9 protein-coding genes are annotated in these 15,810 nt (G+C 41.7%); all 9 read right to left on the bottom strand.

The window, feature by feature from the left end:
* Nucleotides 1-138: 138 nt before the first annotated feature.
* The 9 genes from ACT29I_RS13535 to ACT29I_RS13495 all read right to left on the bottom strand — a co-directional run bounded on the left by ACT29I_RS13535 (nt 139) and on the right by ACT29I_RS13495 (nt 15,752).
* A complete protein-coding gene (locus ACT29I_RS13535; RefSeq protein WP_444793696.1) occupies nt 139-2,787 on the bottom strand; it encodes a GH116 family glycosyl-hydrolase in 2,649 nt (882 codons plus the stop codon).
* A gap of 142 nt (nt 2,788-2,929) precedes the next feature.
* Nucleotides 2,930-4,303, bottom strand: coding sequence for a hypothetical protein (locus tag ACT29I_RS13530; RefSeq protein WP_430934662.1), 1,374 nt, complete (start codon nt 4,301-4,303; stop codon nt 2,930-2,932).
* A gap of 30 nt (nt 4,304-4,333) precedes the next feature.
* Entirely contained in the window at nt 4,334-6,913 is a 2,580-nt protein-coding gene (locus ACT29I_RS13525; protein ID WP_444793695.1) for a GH116 family glycosyl-hydrolase, read from the bottom strand.
* Nucleotides 6,914-6,917: 4 nt separating this feature from the next.
* Complete coding sequence (locus ACT29I_RS13520; RefSeq protein WP_444793694.1) at nt 6,918-9,005, bottom strand: Sip1-related alpha-galactosidase; 2,088 nt, start codon at nt 9,003-9,005, stop codon at nt 6,918-6,920.
* Nucleotides 9,006-9,084: 79 nt separating this feature from the next.
* Nucleotides 9,085-10,512: a sulfatase family protein gene (locus ACT29I_RS13515; RefSeq protein ID WP_444793693.1), complete on the bottom strand. Its 1,428-nt coding sequence runs from the start codon at nt 10,510-10,512 to the stop codon at nt 9,085-9,087.
* 66 nt (nt 10,513-10,578) lie between these two features.
* Entirely contained in the window at nt 10,579-11,556 is a 978-nt protein-coding gene (locus tag ACT29I_RS13510; protein ID WP_444793692.1) for a glycoside hydrolase family protein, read from the bottom strand.
* Nucleotides 11,557-11,635: 79 nt separating this feature from the next.
* A complete protein-coding gene (locus tag ACT29I_RS13505) occupies nt 11,636-12,271 on the bottom strand; it encodes a GDSL-type esterase/lipase family protein (protein ID WP_444793691.1) in 636 nt (211 codons plus the stop codon).
* A gap of 11 nt (nt 12,272-12,282) precedes the next feature.
* On the bottom strand, nt 12,283-14,139 hold the full coding sequence (locus tag ACT29I_RS13500; RefSeq protein ID WP_444793690.1) for an alpha-L-fucosidase: 1,857 nt from the start codon (nt 14,137-14,139) through the stop codon (nt 12,283-12,285).
* Entirely contained in the window at nt 14,136-15,752 is a 1,617-nt protein-coding gene (locus tag ACT29I_RS13495; RefSeq protein WP_444793689.1) for a sulfatase family protein, read from the bottom strand. Before ACT29I_RS13495 ends, ACT29I_RS13500 begins: the two co-directional genes overlap by 4 nt.
* Nucleotides 15,753-15,810 lie beyond the last annotated feature (58 nt).

Below are 15,810 nucleotides of genomic sequence, written 5' to 3'. Positions count from 1 at the left end.
CAATAGCTTGTATGAAAATGAATAATTTAAACTTACATATTACATTTCAATGATCAATAGATAATTTACAATGTTCAAGTATCGTCACTCGTAAGCTTCAGTAATCCTTTTTTTTACCTGATGATTGAAAATTGATTCTCAAAATTGAATATTCAACTTCCCTCCTTCAGCAATCATTTTCCCTTTCAGCTTCTTTGTTCCAAGACCATCTAAAGAGAAAGTATCCAGTTCCACTTGTCCTGACAAAACACTTAGTTCTGCTCCATTTTCTTTGACCGTACAAGTTCCCCAGGCATAGCCATTACTCCAGAAATAAGTTCCGGGTATTGAAGTAAAAGACATTGATTTATCAACCGCAGAATAATGAAATCCAGTCATGGCCAGTACCGCACCCCAGCTAGCCATTGCACGGGCATAATTGTTCCCACATTCGGCCTCGTTGAAAGGATTGCGCTTTCGTCCGTCATACCGATCCCTTATGTTTTTAATGCAGGTCAGACCCTCATCAGTCTGCCCTTCGTACATCATTCCAATGGCTGCCGTATATTCAAATCCTGTCATAGCTTCGGTAAAATATGGGAAAGGATGAAGCGGACGTTTTCCCGGATAGCTGGCCATAACCAGTGATTTTTCGTCTCCCAACACAAAGGAGCGCATGCAGTTAAAGTCCGAGTTGCTATTGTCCCTATGATTATACTTCATAATGCTTTTGAGGGTGGTTTTCACATTTGCTTCATCAGTCAGATAGCCAAGTCCGCATATATGTGCAAGAAACTGCCCCACCAATTGATCAACCAAACAGCCCTCACCCAGCTGATAGGCTGGATTACCTAAATCTTTCGACTCTAAACCTTTTAGAAGGGGTACAGCAATACCTTCGCGGCTTTTGGGAGGCTGAATAATATGGATGTAATATTCTCCATTGAACAGATTTTCATCAATCCATTTGCTTCCTTGATCAGATAATTGGCGGCAGGTTTTCGCAAATTTTTTATCTCCTGTATAATCTGCCATTTCTGCGGCAGCCTTTAACCCGCCAAGATACCAAATACCCATCTGCGGATTAGGACCAAAATACTGTACATCCATCGTATTGTGCTGACAACCATCTATGATTCCATCCATATCAGGATCCCAGCCACCTTGAATCCAGCAGAATTCTACAGCTTTCTTAACACTAGGCCAAAGTTTCCGCAATAGCTCATTGTCGCCACTCAAGTGCCAGTCTCTGTAGATTCTCATAATACTCCCCAACTGACCATCGGCAGCAGGTCGGTTAAACAAGGTGGCACGTTCAAGAGGCAACCCCACACGAAAACTCATCATTCCCGTATTATCGGTAGCGTGACCGAATTCCACCTCACGCATAGTACGCGCTAAGTCTCCAAATAAAAAAGGTGTTGCCTGCTCGTAATTCCAAACATGGGTACAGTTGCCATGACAAACCCCTTTATTATTACTGGTACCCTCCCAACCATAGAAATTACCATCAGCAGTACGAAAACAGGTTTGGGTGCGCAACGTAGAAGTATTATACAATGCAGCTTCTTTTACAACAGAAGGTAACGAACTATTTACAAAAGCATTAACAAATGTTTTCGTTTTGCTTTCCAGATTCGGCAGTTCTGGTATAGTCTTTTCGGCCACATCCCATGCATCTGCATACTTTGTAGCATAATAGTTAGTAAGCGTATTGCTGAAGCCATCATCAGCAGGTGTCCAGCTCGCACGGTTGGGAAAATGCCAGGTAAGGTAGAATGTGATTTCGCGGCTGGCATTGGGGGGAATGGTAACTTCCACAGCTAGTGAAGCCATTGGCCGATCTTCAATGTTCGGATCCCGGCTTTCGAGTTGGCCATCGGCACTAAAATCATCCCAAAAATCCTGGCGTGAATTGCCCCACTCTCCTTTGCTCCATGAGGTACGGTAGCTAATCTTTTCATCACTGGAAGTGGTTATGGCAATGGTTCCCCAGCTATCAGAATCCTTATCAACACCTTTCGAACTCATGAAAATTCCTTGCGCATATTTTTCTTTTTCAAAGGCATTCTTATTGTCTTTTGCACCCATTGCAACCCAAGCCCCTCCTCTTCCTTTAGGTTCCAGAACAGATCCGTCCATTCCAATGAAATTAGGCATACTCCCACAAACCGATGCAAACACCTCTCGATCTGTAGAATTCGTCAACTCGTATGTAATCACTGCAATAGGGATACCACTTGCATCAGCATCTCCCGGTATCATTGGGTTAAAGGCTTTTATGCGCACATTGAGCGGTACATGCGTGTCGGAAAGTAGTACCTGACCAAAGGGATAGGCCGCCTTAAAGCTACAGGATTCAAAACGAGGAAAACCGTGATTTACCGCCGGGCTTCCAAATGCACCTTCGTAAAGGGATACGTCTAAAGGCCCTTCAAGCTCGCGCGTATCATTGTTTCCATCTGTAGTCCGTGTGAACAACGCAAAAAATGGTCCAATGTATCTAAGGTTTTCACTGGTTGGAATATATCCCTTGGCTGCCGTATTCATGATCTCCCAGTCGCGCAGGTCTCCACGCCCACCAAGAGATACAGTACCGGTTCCAATACCACCAATCGGCATGGCAATTCTGGCCATATGTTCCTGGTCGTATGAGGTTAACACTGGCCAATCGGAGTTGAAAGTCTCTCCTATTTGTTTTGAGATTTTATACTCCTCACGATCCATGTCTTTATTTGTTTGCGCTTGTAAAGCTGTTATGCAAAAACACAAAGTGAACAGAAAGCTCATTTTAAAATACTTATGCATAATTCTCATTTTTTAGTTTTTATTTACCTGATCTATAAACGTTATTTTTAAGATCCTATATGATTTAGCTTGTACTATAAATTGTATAAACAATTTGTAATACATGATTTACAAACAGATTCACAACCTTAAATAGGATTGATTATTCCACCGAAATTACCTTATTACCGACTCCGTTATCGGTTACATCACCCTTACTATTAATGGTGTTGTAATTAGCTTTTGTATTAAGCTCTACCGGCATCCCTGTATAATTAAATAATTGTACCCCTGAGGTTGGCGCCGATCCCAATGGGCAAAAACCGTTGGTTGAAGGTGGTCGGGTTGAACCAATCTTTATTGGATGAATCTGATTCCTTGCCATGTTGTCCCACTTTTTAATGGTGACCTTATGATCATTGCCAGCGATACAGGCAAGTGCGTGTACTGTGGTGTTTGATACTGCGGGTAACAAAAACAATTCTACATTTGCAACATTACCCTTATTCACATACAACAGGGGGCCATTTACCACATCACCGCGACTGTTTTCAATGCGAACTCCTGTAATGTTATAAGCATTTTCACAGCCAATGGCTTCAGAATTCTTAATTAAAACATCTCCGGTAATCTTGGCAAAAGCAAATCCTATACGTGTATTCTTCGCTTTACAATTGACTGCTGTAACCGCTCCGGTACGAATACCATTTACCCCACCTTTGCCATACATACGAAAACCGCACTCATTTAATGACTTTGTATATCCCGGCGGAATTAATTTTTTTCCGTTATAATTAATATACACTGAAGCAAAACCTACATCAAAAGCCGGTCCTGATTTTTCGGCAAGCATTTCATCAGTTGTTCTGGTCACTCCCTCAGCAAAACAATTTTCGAAATATACATTTCTTCCTCCTTGCACAAAAAAGCAATGCCCAAAAGATTTAGAGTAGATAGAGCAATCTACAATAGTGTCGTTAAGGCCTTCGATACACATGCCGCTATGCTTTTTTAAAGGAACCAAAGCGCCACGACCCTTACCCAGCAAATCGCCATAACCATAAGGGGAAGAACCATTAACATTTAATGTAACCTTCTCAACTTTTACATTATCTCCGGCTACAGTAAAAGAATGTCCTCCTTTAAAAGTTGGGTGATTACCCATATCGGTAACCGTTAATCCTTTAATGTGAATATTATTTCCTTGTACATAAAACTCAGTTACCCTTGCTTTAAAAATGCTTAAAAGTTTTGTATTAACTTCTATTGTTACGCCTGTGAAATCAAAAGTATTGTTACCTCCACTAAACTTAATCATAGCGTATCTTCCTACTTTATCCGGCAGTGTATTTTTAACAATATCAGCAGTAAGGTAATCTTCCATTTGATAAACCCCTGGTTGCATAATAATTACATTACCACTATCGGAAGCATATCTTGCTAACTCACTTAAAGAGTTAATCTTTATTTCTGATGCATTAATTACATTGCTCATAGTAAGCAATCCCAAAATCAGTAAACTTGATATTGTTTTCATCGGTCTGTAATTTGTTTTTTAAGGCCATATTCAAAATTTAATCGCTACTTCATCACCTTCAAAGATGATCTTACCCTTCAATTTCTTTTCTCCCAATCCATCCAGCGAAAAACTATCCAGCTTTACTGAACCGGAAAGTACGGTAAGTACCGCTTCCTTTTCTTTCACCTCACAGGTTCCCCAGGCATAGCCATTGCTCCAGAAATAAGTTCCGGGTAATGAAGTCAAAGACATTGATTTATCAACCGCTGAATAATGAAAATTAGAGGTCGCTAATACCCCTGCCCAGGCAATCATACTGCGTGAATAGTGGTGACCACATTCGGCTTCATCAAAAGGACTACGTTTTTTACCGTCATAGCGATCGCGGATATTACGGATACACTTCAAGCCATCCTCAGTCATCCCTTCCTGCAACATACCTATGGCTGCAGTGTACTCAAAGCCTGTCATCACTTCCGTAAAATAAGGGAAAGGCTTTTCGGGACGTTCACCGGGGTAGGCAGCCATCAGCAAGGCCGATTCATCGCCTATGGCATAGGAGCGATGGAAGTTGGCGTGTGAATACATCTTATCCACATAATTGTATTTCATTATAGAAGCTGTCGTTTGCTTAATCTTATCCTGATCAGCCAAATAACCCAGACCAACAAGATGAGCAAACACTTGTCCAACTAATTGATCAACCAAAACACCCTCACCTAACTGATAATCCGGTGAGGTAAAGTCGGTAGACTTATCTCCACCTGTTGCTCCAATTAGCGATGGTGCTACATTATCTGCTGACATCGGTGGTTGGATATCCTGCACGTAATATTCGCCGTTATATAAGTTAGCATCCATCCACTCAGAGCCTTCAGTAAAAAGCGCGCGACACTCTTTTGCAAATTTCTTATCGCCTAAATATTCAGCCATTTCAGCAGCTGATTTTAAAGCACCTAAATACCAAAAGCCCATTTGAGGATTCGGACCAAAATATTCCACATCCATGGTGTTGTGCTGCGAGCCTTCCATTACGCCATTCTTATCGGCATCCCATCCACCAGGAATCCAGCAGAACTCCAAAGATTGTTTCACCTTGGGCCAATGCTCTTTTAAGAAAGCGTCGTCGCCAGATAACTGCCAGTCGCGGTAAAACTTCATCACACAGCCCATCTGACCATCAGCCGCTGCTTTATTCCACTTTTGAGCTGAATCTAAAGGCAAGTAAGCTCTAAAGCTCATCATCCCTTCATCATCCGTGGCATATTTATACTCCACTTCGCGCATGGTTTTGGCCAATTCACCAAATAAGAAAGCGGTGGTTTGTTCATAATTCCAGACGTGGGTACACGAACCAAAGCAACTTCCACGGTCATCAAAAATACCTTCCCATCCCAGCATCTGTCCACTTTTAATTCGAAAAGCCAATTGTGTTCGTAAGTGTGCAGCATTAAACAAGGCAGCCTCTTTGACAACATCTGGAATATCGCTTTCGATTAAAGCCTTAACAAACATCTTGGTTTTTTCCTCTAGGTCATCAAGCTGCGGAAGCGTTTTAATAATTACGTCCCAGGAATCTTCATACTTTGTGGTATAATAATTTCCCATTGTTGCTTTAATCATCTTCTGGAAACCCGGCTTGTCCCATGTTTGACGATTAGGGAAGTGCCACGCGATCAAAAAACGAAAGTTTTTTTCTTCTCCGGCTTGCAGGGTTGTTTTCACCGCCAAGGACCCCATTGGCGCATTGGCTTCGTCATTTTCACGAGGTTCCAACACTCCATCCTCACTAAAATCATCCCAAAAGTCCAGGCGTTTTTTGTCCCAACGCCCTGTTTTCTTTTGCCAGGCAGTACGGTAACTTGTTTGCCCTTTATTCAAGGAAACCAAGCTAAAACTTCCCCATTGTTCGCTGGCCGGATCTACACCATTTGACGTGTAATGAAGTCCTTTCAGCCCATCTTCTTCTCGTATTGTATTTACATTTTGCTTGGCCTTTCCTCTGTTTCCATCATATCCGATGAAGTTCTGAATTGTACCAACTAGCGAGATGTTGATATCTTTCGCACTTGTGTTTTTTACGGCATAATTGAGCACCACCATAGGAATACTGCTATTATCCACATCTCCAGGAATCAGTGGATTGTATGCCCCAACAACCACCTCCACAGGAAGCTTCTCGTCACTTAACAGCGCTTGTCCAAAAGGATAAGCTGCTTTAAACGTCGTTTGACCAAAACGAGGCAAACCAATCTGATTAGCCAATGCACCATTAGCTGCTTCATAAGTGGACTCATCAGGCATTCCTTCCAGAAGTCTGGTTTGCTTCTCACCCTCGCCATCTTCTACATAAATGGCAAAGAATGGTCCTTTTTCCTTTACAGGACCCCAATTTTCCAAGGTTGGATTAAAGCCTTTAGCCGGGCGGTTCATTATTTCCCAGTCTTCCAGACTACCACGTCCAGTGAGGGAAATAGTGCCGGTACCAATACCACCCACTGGCATTTTGATTTTCTGGATATGCTCCTGGTCGTAGGTTTTGAGTACAGGCCAAGCCGCATTATTTTCTTGGGCAAAAGCAAGTGTTGCTAGTGCAAGTAAAGTGGTTATCAGTTTAATCTTTTTCATCGTTTTATAACTTGGCATTAATTGTATATTCTTTTTTCTCGTTCGCTTGTATCAAATCCCCTTGCCAAAGGCCATTCTCTAACTTTTTGAAGCTAAAGCTACTTGACTCGGGTATTTTATTTTGAGACCACAGCAATACAGGGCCATCTTCCTTCATTTTTACCTTAACCTTGTCCTCACTGATTTCTAACATAGTAAAAGTAGCTGCAGGAAGGTACTTATCCGGTCTACCTATGACCGCCCACCCTGCTTTGACAGGGCTTAATTGGAACAGTCGTTCTTCGCGCGATGCAAGAGAGAATTGAACATCTTCTTTCAGTATTTGCGCCCTGGCGCCATAATAATCGTATAACAAGATACCCTCCTCAGGAAGCTTCCAGAGCCCCTCATAAGGTTGCATCATTCCACCGGCAAAATAATAGTCATCTGCCGAGACAAAAGCGTCAATAGCTTTCCCATCCTGGTTGAGGTTAACTGTCATTATAACAGCACTGTTATTCTCTAAAGGAGCAATAAGTCTGAATGCCTTCCCTTCGTAATAAGGATCTTGCATCAGACTCTCGGGCAAAGGAACACCAGGAGCCAAAGTTCCCAAGATATGACCATCTGCGAAAGTGAGGGGTTTCAGCACCGTATCATCAATATCCTGTGGTTCGTCAGACAGATAGATAGGTCCCCCAGAAATTGCTCGTGCGACCGCCATCAGACGGTTTGATGCTTTATGATTTGCAAAAAACATATCCTGATCTAACCAGTGGGTATGGCCTAACCAAAAGGCATTGGTAAAATTCTGAACTAAAGTCACATCTAATCTATCACGATTAATTTTATAATCGACACTACCACGGATCAAGCTACTATACCTATGATTAAACACATTAAAATTCTGCATAGCAATACAGTTGAGCAACTTCAGGCCTTTCTCCTTACAATTCTCTTCCAGTGCTGTATTATTGTAATGAACCCCAAGAATCGCATTTGAAGCCCCCGTATTATAACGGAAATTGTCCGATTGGAAATCAACTTTTATCAGGTCAAAACCATTTTCCTGAGTATTGGCAGTCATCGCATTATAAAAGGCATTTGCCGATTCAGGAGAGATTTTAGGCATCATCCGCGATTTATTCTTGCCTGCCGAACGCTCCACTAAATGATCCTGCAAAGCCGTCATCGTATGTTCAGGAGAAACGCCACCAAAATAGCCACTAAAACAACGCCAGATGCCCATCCACTTTATCTTATCATCCTTTTGGCTGGTAATAGTCTCCCAACCATTGGGAAACTTCTTTTTATCAACACCAAAAGACAAAAGCTTGTTCGATTTATGATCCAAGTAACCATCGTCTATCAACACCCAACGAAAGGGGATATCACTTGCTTTAATCTGATCTACGCCATTCAGAATAATCGTTTCATTGATATTTTGCCTATAATGCTCCCATGAGCACCAGCCTAGATATTGATAGGCTTCTGGGTAGCTTTTATTCTCCCTCCAATTAATATTTCCCTTGATACCTTCAAGGTTCATCGCATTAGCCCAGGCTAAGCGAGCTGCTTCATAAGGGTTTTCGGACTGTGCATAGCTTATGAGTGGCACAGCTAGGTCTTCCCTATCCGTCCCATAGGTAGCCATTGTCAAGTAAAGCTTCTTATTTTTAATGGTAAAGGTATTCCCTACCCGACTAGAAACTAAAGGCAGGAGCACCAAATACTTTCCATCAGGTTTTTGAAGCATCATAAAGGCACCCATATCCGTATCATCATCCATCCTTGGAGCTTTACGAACGAAAGTATCGAGTTCGGCTATATCCTCAAACCACAGTGGCTCTAGTCTATTACCCGATGCAAGAGTAGATGAAAAAGGGCGATAATAAATCCCCTTTTTATATTTAGGTAAGGCTAGGGAGATTTCTGCAATAATACCATCTACAGGCGTCAACTGCTGCTTGGCTAGAGAAAACACTCCATCCCCATCTAGTTCACTCAAAGTCAAGACCTCAGGCACACTATCTAGGCAATGCACACTATCATTCTTTTCAACATTACAGGAAAGCATTAGAAATACACAACCTAAAATTGTAATTAGTTTCATATTATTAATTTATTACAGAAGCATTAATATTATAATCGTTGTTACGCTTTGGTTTTAGCATAGCAATTCATCTCTTATTCTATTCCTCGCTTACCAAAATTTTCCAATCCTTATAAATGGCTGTGAGTTCTTCAACTATTTCAGGGTAAGCCTTAGCTTGGTTGTTTTGCTCCGAAAGATCACTCTCAAGGTTAAAGAGCTCAATACCTTTACCTAAATTGGTATGTTGTTTCTTAGAGATACGATCCGCTTTTTCTTGGTTAGTCACCACTTTAAGTTTCCAATTCCCTTTGCGAACCGCCCATGCAAAACCAACATCCCACACCATTTCATCACGTTCTATCGCCTTATTGTCCAGCAAAAGAGGAAGCAAGTTAATGCCATCACTACTTTGGTACAGCTCCTCGCTGGCATGAGAAGCCGCTAATAATGTTGGCATTAGATCAAGCGTGCTTACCATGGTATTATTCACTGTATGACTCTTCAGCTGATTCTTCCAGCACATCAACATGGGCACACGTATACCACCTTCGTACAAGGAGTATTTGGTGCTTCTTAAGGGTTTATTATTACCTCCGCTGCAGTTAGACCCACCATTATCAGAGGTATAAACAATGATAGTGTTATCATCAATACCCAGTGACTTCAGTTTTTCTCTGATAGCACCAATCTCTTTATCGAGATAGTATAACTGAGCAATATAGTAAGCTCTTCCATTGGGTAGGTTGGGAAGAATAGATTGGTTGTACCATACACTTTCTTTGATGGTATCTCCCAGCTCTTCATAATCCGGATAATACGGGAGATTCCATTCCTTTAGATATTTATCTGGAAGTTGAAAATTGAAATTATGTACGGCATTGAAAGCAATCTGAAGAAAGAAAGGTTTCTTCTGGTTCCGTTCAATAAACGCTTGCGACCAATGTGATAGTTGTTCTGTAGAATAGCCATCTTCTTCGTATTTTTCTCCATTCTTCGACCAAGCATGGGCAGGTTTACCATGCGAATCTATTGCTGCATCATTGTGATACAAGTAATGTACACGCCCTCCATGTCCGGCTACGATTGATTCATCGAAACCATGGTTATGTGGATAATTAAAAGAGCCTTGCGTCTTGTCATTACCATAGTGTAATTTACCGTAGTAGGCTGTTGCATATCCATTCTCTTTAAAAGCTTGTGCCATGGTCATGGTTCCCTCTGCAATACCTGGTCCTCCATAAAAATAGTTATTATTACGTGCCTGATGCTGGCCTGTTATTAAACCACAACGCGATGGACTACAGATAGGACTAGTGACATATGCATTGGAAAAAGAAATACCATCCTGTGCCAGTTGATCTAAATTAGGTGTTTTAATATCTTCATGAATACCTAAATGATGCATATCAGCATAGCCATGGTCATCAGCAACAATTAATATTACATTCGGTTTTGTATTTTGCGAAACGGCATTAAATGCAATTAAGCATGTTAGCAGGGAGATAATTATCGTTGTTCTATACATTAGTAATTAATGTTGTTGTGATATTAACTATTTATTTAACTTCACTTAATACACGCTCAGAGTGACCTATTCATGAACAATTTTGAAAACATGTGAACCGCTACCATAACCATCTTTCACATTTAATCCAACCGCGAAATAGGCATAGGCGGGCTTGCCATCGATAGATAATATCTGAACACGCTCCAAATGGCCGTGTTTTTTTCCTCTATAAACATGGGCATGTTCTAATGCCTCTTCGCCCAGATAATGAGCCAAATCCTCATAAGCACGCGTAACTTTTTCTGTTGGAAAGTTTATTCCATCGGCAGATTTCCATAACAAACCTCCTCCTTGGTTTCCTTTTCGGGCACCGAAATCACGGCTAAAGAAAAACACAGAATCATTCATGTTAAAGGCATAGGCGTCTTCCAACGGAAAATTGGGAGAAGTGATTCGTTCTGTATTATGAATGTATGGTCCCTCAAGTTGATCGGCAATGGCCACTCCATAAGTATAAACATAGCCTTTAGGCTCCTTTCGCACTACCGATTTATTGTAAAGGTGGTATTTGTTACCAAATTTTATCAAAGACGGATTAGAACACCCAAGTCGTGCTGTATAGCTCCACACAGTAGGGTCTGACGATTTGCGAAGCATTGTGCCATCAGCCTCTGCTCCTGAAGCCGGGCGCCAATTATCATTCAAATCTTCCGCCACCATCATAACAATGCGCTGGGTTTTTAAATCATTATTTTCATTCACAATGAAACTTAGTACATACAGCCCATCCATATAATTAATCGTTGGATTATGAGGAGAATTAAACTGTCCGTCTTTATCTGCAATAGCCAAACCTATATATTCAAAAGGCCCTTCAGGACTATCACTTACATAATGACCAATTTCACAATCCTTAAACCATCCACTAAAATCTTTTTGAGTCGACATGGGCCACTGTGCAGCATAAAGGTGCACTCTGCCCTCAGGACCAATAATTGGGGATGATCCCCATACATGCATCCCCTTTTGTTCTGCTGCTATTCCCACATATTCAAAAGACATTTTTGTTGTTGGTTTGCTGCAATTAATGCATAAAACTAGAAGTATTGCGATCGGAGTGAATATTTTAAATTTCATTTGTTTAATTTATTTGTTTAGATATTATTTCAGCGATTAAAGCAGCCCCTTCCGCCTCAGGGTGCACACCATCAGGCACCAAATCGCCTTTCCCCAAGAATGGCTTATATAAATCAATGAGAGGTAAATTATTTTCTTCTGCCAGGCTTTTAATTAAAGGAATAACTTCGTTGGTTACCACCTCACCCCTTATTCTAAAACGGCTGTGCTCAAACACCGGAACAGGGCAGCAGAGATAAATTTGTGGCTTTGGCTGAATGGTCAAAAAGGTATCAATCAAACTCTGATAATCTTTTTTAAACCTTTCTGTATTCCAATTGCCGGGTTTGGAATCGTTGGTACCCAGCTTGATGGTTATTACGCTGGGATGAACTGCAAATACATTGGAAAATTCGTTGCATTTCCAGTATGTAAAATTACTCTCCTTCAAAGCTGTTGTGCCGCTTCTCCCACAGTTGACTACGCTAAAGTCTTTACCTAATAAATCGCCTAACACCTTGGGATAAGCCGTTTTGCTTTGCCACTTATGTTTAGCCCCTTCGGTAATACTATCCCCCACGCAAGCCACCATCGTTGGTTTTGTGGTACACGAGGAGAACATCATCAAGAATAATGCTGCACATAATAGAATATTTCTCATTGTTATTTATTTTAGTTTGGAACCAGTGTTAAATCTCTCAAAATCATCAAGCCCTGGTGCCAATTTATTGCTTCTTCATTTATTTTTTTAGGTTTTATGGTCAGCTGATACCTACCTGGTTTTAATTGCATTTCACCCAAAACAAAAGTTTTATAATTAACCGATAATGGCGAATTTTTGGCTCTAGGTTTTTTTCCGATATTCTGAACTGCATGCTCATATGTCTGCCCAGCCAAGGTCAATTCAAAAGAACCTCCATCTACCAAGCTGGCATAGGTTATTTCCACATTGTATGTACCGTTTTCCTTTACCAGCAAGTCCCATTCTGCCCAATCCGATTCTTCCGTCCAACCCTTAAGGTTTTCGCGTTGGGCTCCTGCTCCTGTTCCATAATAAAAATGAAGTTTCTCGCCATGTATTTTGGCAAATCCAGCAGGTAAAAAGTAGCTTCCTTCGGGAATTTCTCTCATGGATTCCTTTTTCGCTATTTCCTTTTTTAAGGCCTTGGCAGAATTGTCCACTACTGGAATACCCGCCAATTTCATTTTAATGACATTGGCTATTTCATAAGGTGGTACGGAAGGTAAATTCACGATCACATCATCTCCATCCCTTCTCATCTCTAACGGATTACCTTTTTTATCTGCCAGAAAAGTTGCAGATTTTACCTTTGTTTTAAGTCCGGGAATAAGCAGTTCTCCATTCTTTGGCCAATCGAAAACCTGATAATACAAGGTAGTTCCTTTTCGGGTGCACGTCCCCCATTCCAATAAATAATGAGGGCCTTTCTCGGTACCATAAATAGACTCCCCGTTTGCTTTTAGCCATGCTCCCACATGCCCCAGTTTCTCAATACTAGATTCCAGGAATTTTCCTTCGGGTGTTGGTCCGAGATTCATTAAAAAATTTCCTCCGCGCGAAGAGGCATAGCATAAGTTATATAGTGCCCATTCTGCAGATTGCGATTTGTTGGTACCGTTGTAAAACCAACTACCATCAAATTTCGCACAACTTTCCCAGGGTTCGTCCTGGTCTCCAACGTAGGGCGAAAAGTTTTCAGGGGAATGGTGGTCTCCATCGCCCCTTCGGCGTTGTCCTATACGGTTAGCCAAAATAGTATTGGGCTGTAATTCCCGAATTTTATCCCTAAATTCAATAGCTCGTTCCCGTGTCCAGCTTTCCACCCACTCTCCATCAAACCACACACAAACCATCGGGCCATAATTTGTCAGTAATTCCTCTATTTGATTGAGCATATACTGTTGATAGGTGGCATAATTACCGGTGCCCAACCCCTTGCTATAGCCTGGGTGATGAATATCCCAAACCGAATAATAAATACCGAATAGCATATTATGCCTGGCACAAGCATCCGACAACTCCTTTATGGGGTCACGCCCAAAGGGGGTTGCGTCTATAATATCATAGGAAGTGTATTTAGAATCGTACATGCAAAAACCAGCATGGTGCTTTGTTGTTATCACGATATATTTAAAACCCAAGCGTTTCGCGGTTAGCACCCATTTTTCCGCGTCAAATGATTCAGGATTAAAAGCATTTAAGGTATCCGTTGAAATGACATATTCACCTCCTGCACGTTGAGGTCCCCAATGCAGGAATAAGCCATATTTTGCATCCACCCACGGCTGCATTCGTTGCTTTTTTTCTTTTTCGGTTTCTCCGGGGAAACCTACCACTGGAAGATCGCCCACCTGAAAACGGGCAAACCATGGCAAGGATGACTTTAATAGAGCCGACTTTTCCATCGGATCTGCAATATTTATGGAATCATTTACCATATTACCTACCTGAGCATTTGTAATTCTAACGAAAAAAAACAAACCTATTAAAACAGCGATCTTTTTCATTTCTTATTCTTCGTTCTTTTTTCTTCCAGCACCTTTTTATGAATCCATCCTAACTCAGGATAGTCACCAATTTCTCCTCTGTAGCTTTGCAAAATAGCGTCTAACTCTTTTTCTACCTCAGGGTACTGCCCATAAACATTCACTGTTTGGTAGGGATCTTCCTTAATGTTATACAACTGTTTGGGTGGGGCATCCGCTTTTATCTTATAATTTTCGATGTCGCTATTGATTTGTTGGGTTAGTTTGGTAGCTGCCGCACCCCCTAAGGCGTGTGAACCAATATTCGTTCCTTGAAACCCGCCTTCGCCCTGAGCAGCGATATAAACCCAGTCGCCTTTACGTACCGTTAAATGACTGGGACAGTTGGGTGAAACAATAAGGACATCACGTAAGGGTTCTTTTGCCTCTCCCAGCAATTCTGGTAATTGATTAATCCCATCAGGGCATTCTTCTTTCGTTAAGGATTGGTGCGTTATTTCTGCGAAAGTGGCCATAAGGTCCACTTGACTAATCATATGATCAGAAGTAGTATTGGGCTTAATATTACCGGGCCATTTGACAATAAAGGGCACTCGGTGTCCGCCTTCCCAGGCGCCAAATTTAAAACCTAGCAAATCGCCATTGAGTTTATGGCCCGCTTTCCACGCATCTTGTCCGCCTAAATTGAGCATTCCCCCATTATCACTGGTAAAGATAACCAAGGTGTTCTCCGCTTCGCCCATTTCTTCAAGTGCGCCGGTCACTTCACCGACAATCCAATCCAGCTCGTGAATAAAATCGCCATAACGACCACACTCGCTCGTCCCTTGAAACTGAGGAGCTGGTGTAAAAGGGTGGTGAATATTGGTAGTGGCTAAATAAAGGAAGAAAGGCTTATCTTTATCACTCTCGTGCATTTTTTTCATCCACGCAATGGCTTTGTCTTTCAGTGTAGTGCCCACCTTTTCATCTTCGTACAGCTTATGAGCAGCCTCCGCTCCACCGATGGCAGTATAGCCACCTTTCTCAGGCCATTTCTGCGTCACAGTTTTTTTTCCACGTACAAAAGGATCAGCCGGATCGTAGCCGTCCACCCAATGATTTTCTACATAAACGAAAGGAGGTCCACTATTCACCATAGGGATGTAATAGGCATAGTCAAACCCCAGTTCAAGAGGTCCTGGCTTTAGTGCTTTATTATAATCAGGCTTGTCAACGCCCAAACCAAGGTGCCATTTCCCCACGCAAGCGGTAGAATAACCAGCGTCTTTCAAAAGACTGGCTACAGTAATACGTGATGTGTCGATCGTTAAGGCATCATCAAGTCCCCCAACAGCTCCCCAATAGTTACGTCGTAAAGGGTAACGTCCTGTAATGATACCATAGCGCGAAGGCGAGCAAACAGCTGCTGCAGCATGCGCATCAGAGAATGATAAGCCTTCGGATGCCAGCCGATCGATATTTGGCGTTTGCACCTTGGTTGCGCCATAACAGCTCAGGTCGCCATAGCCTAGGTCATCGGCATAGATTAAGACGATGTTGGGTAAAGATGATTCATTAGTTGTGGAACAACTGATGAAAAAAAATACAACCTGAAAAGTTACAAGTACTGTTAATAATTTGATTTTGCGCATTGTTTTAAATTTTTGTAATATTCCAAAATTACAAATAGCTGGAACGATAGAGTAAGAT

The sequence above is a fragment of the Saccharicrinis sp. GN24d3 genome (assembly GCF_052400645.1).
In the GTDB taxonomy this organism is placed as follows: Bacteria; Bacteroidota; Bacteroidia; order Bacteroidales; family Marinilabiliaceae; genus Saccharicrinis.
Note: the sequence above shows the minus strand (reverse complement) of the source record. Positions and strands in the feature narration are given on the sequence as shown.

What these genes read in the sequence shown, in the direction of transcription:
- ACT29I_RS13505 (WP_444793691.1), bottom strand. Translation starts at nt 12,271, where the DNA reads ATGAGAAATATTCTATTATGTGCAGCATTATTCTTGATGATGTTCTCC.
- ACT29I_RS13530 (WP_430934662.1), bottom strand. Translation starts at nt 4,303, where the DNA reads ATGAAAACAATATCAAGTTTACTGATTTTGGGATTGCTTACTATGAGC.
- ACT29I_RS13515 (WP_444793693.1), bottom strand. Translation starts at nt 10,512, where the DNA reads ATGTATAGAACAACGATAATTATCTCCCTGCTAACATGCTTAATTGCA.
- ACT29I_RS13510 (WP_444793692.1), bottom strand. Translation starts at nt 11,556, where the DNA reads ATGTCTTTTGAATATGTGGGAATAGCAGCAGAACAAAAGGGGATGCAT.
- ACT29I_RS13525 (WP_444793695.1), bottom strand. Translation starts at nt 6,913, where the DNA reads ATGAAAAAGATTAAACTGATAACCACTTTACTTGCACTAGCAACACTT.
- ACT29I_RS13495 (WP_444793689.1), bottom strand. Translation starts at nt 15,752, where the DNA reads ATGCGCAAAATCAAATTATTAACAGTACTTGTAACTTTTCAGGTTGTA.
- ACT29I_RS13520 (WP_444793694.1), bottom strand. Translation starts at nt 9,005, where the DNA reads ATGAAACTAATTACAATTTTAGGTTGTGTATTTCTAATGCTTTCCTGT.
- ACT29I_RS13500 (WP_444793690.1), bottom strand. Translation starts at nt 14,139, where the DNA reads ATGAAAAAGATCGCTGTTTTAATAGGTTTGTTTTTTTTCGTTAGAATT.
- ACT29I_RS13535 (WP_444793696.1), bottom strand. Translation starts at nt 2,787, where the DNA reads ATGCATAAGTATTTTAAAATGAGCTTTCTGTTCACTTTGTGTTTTTGC.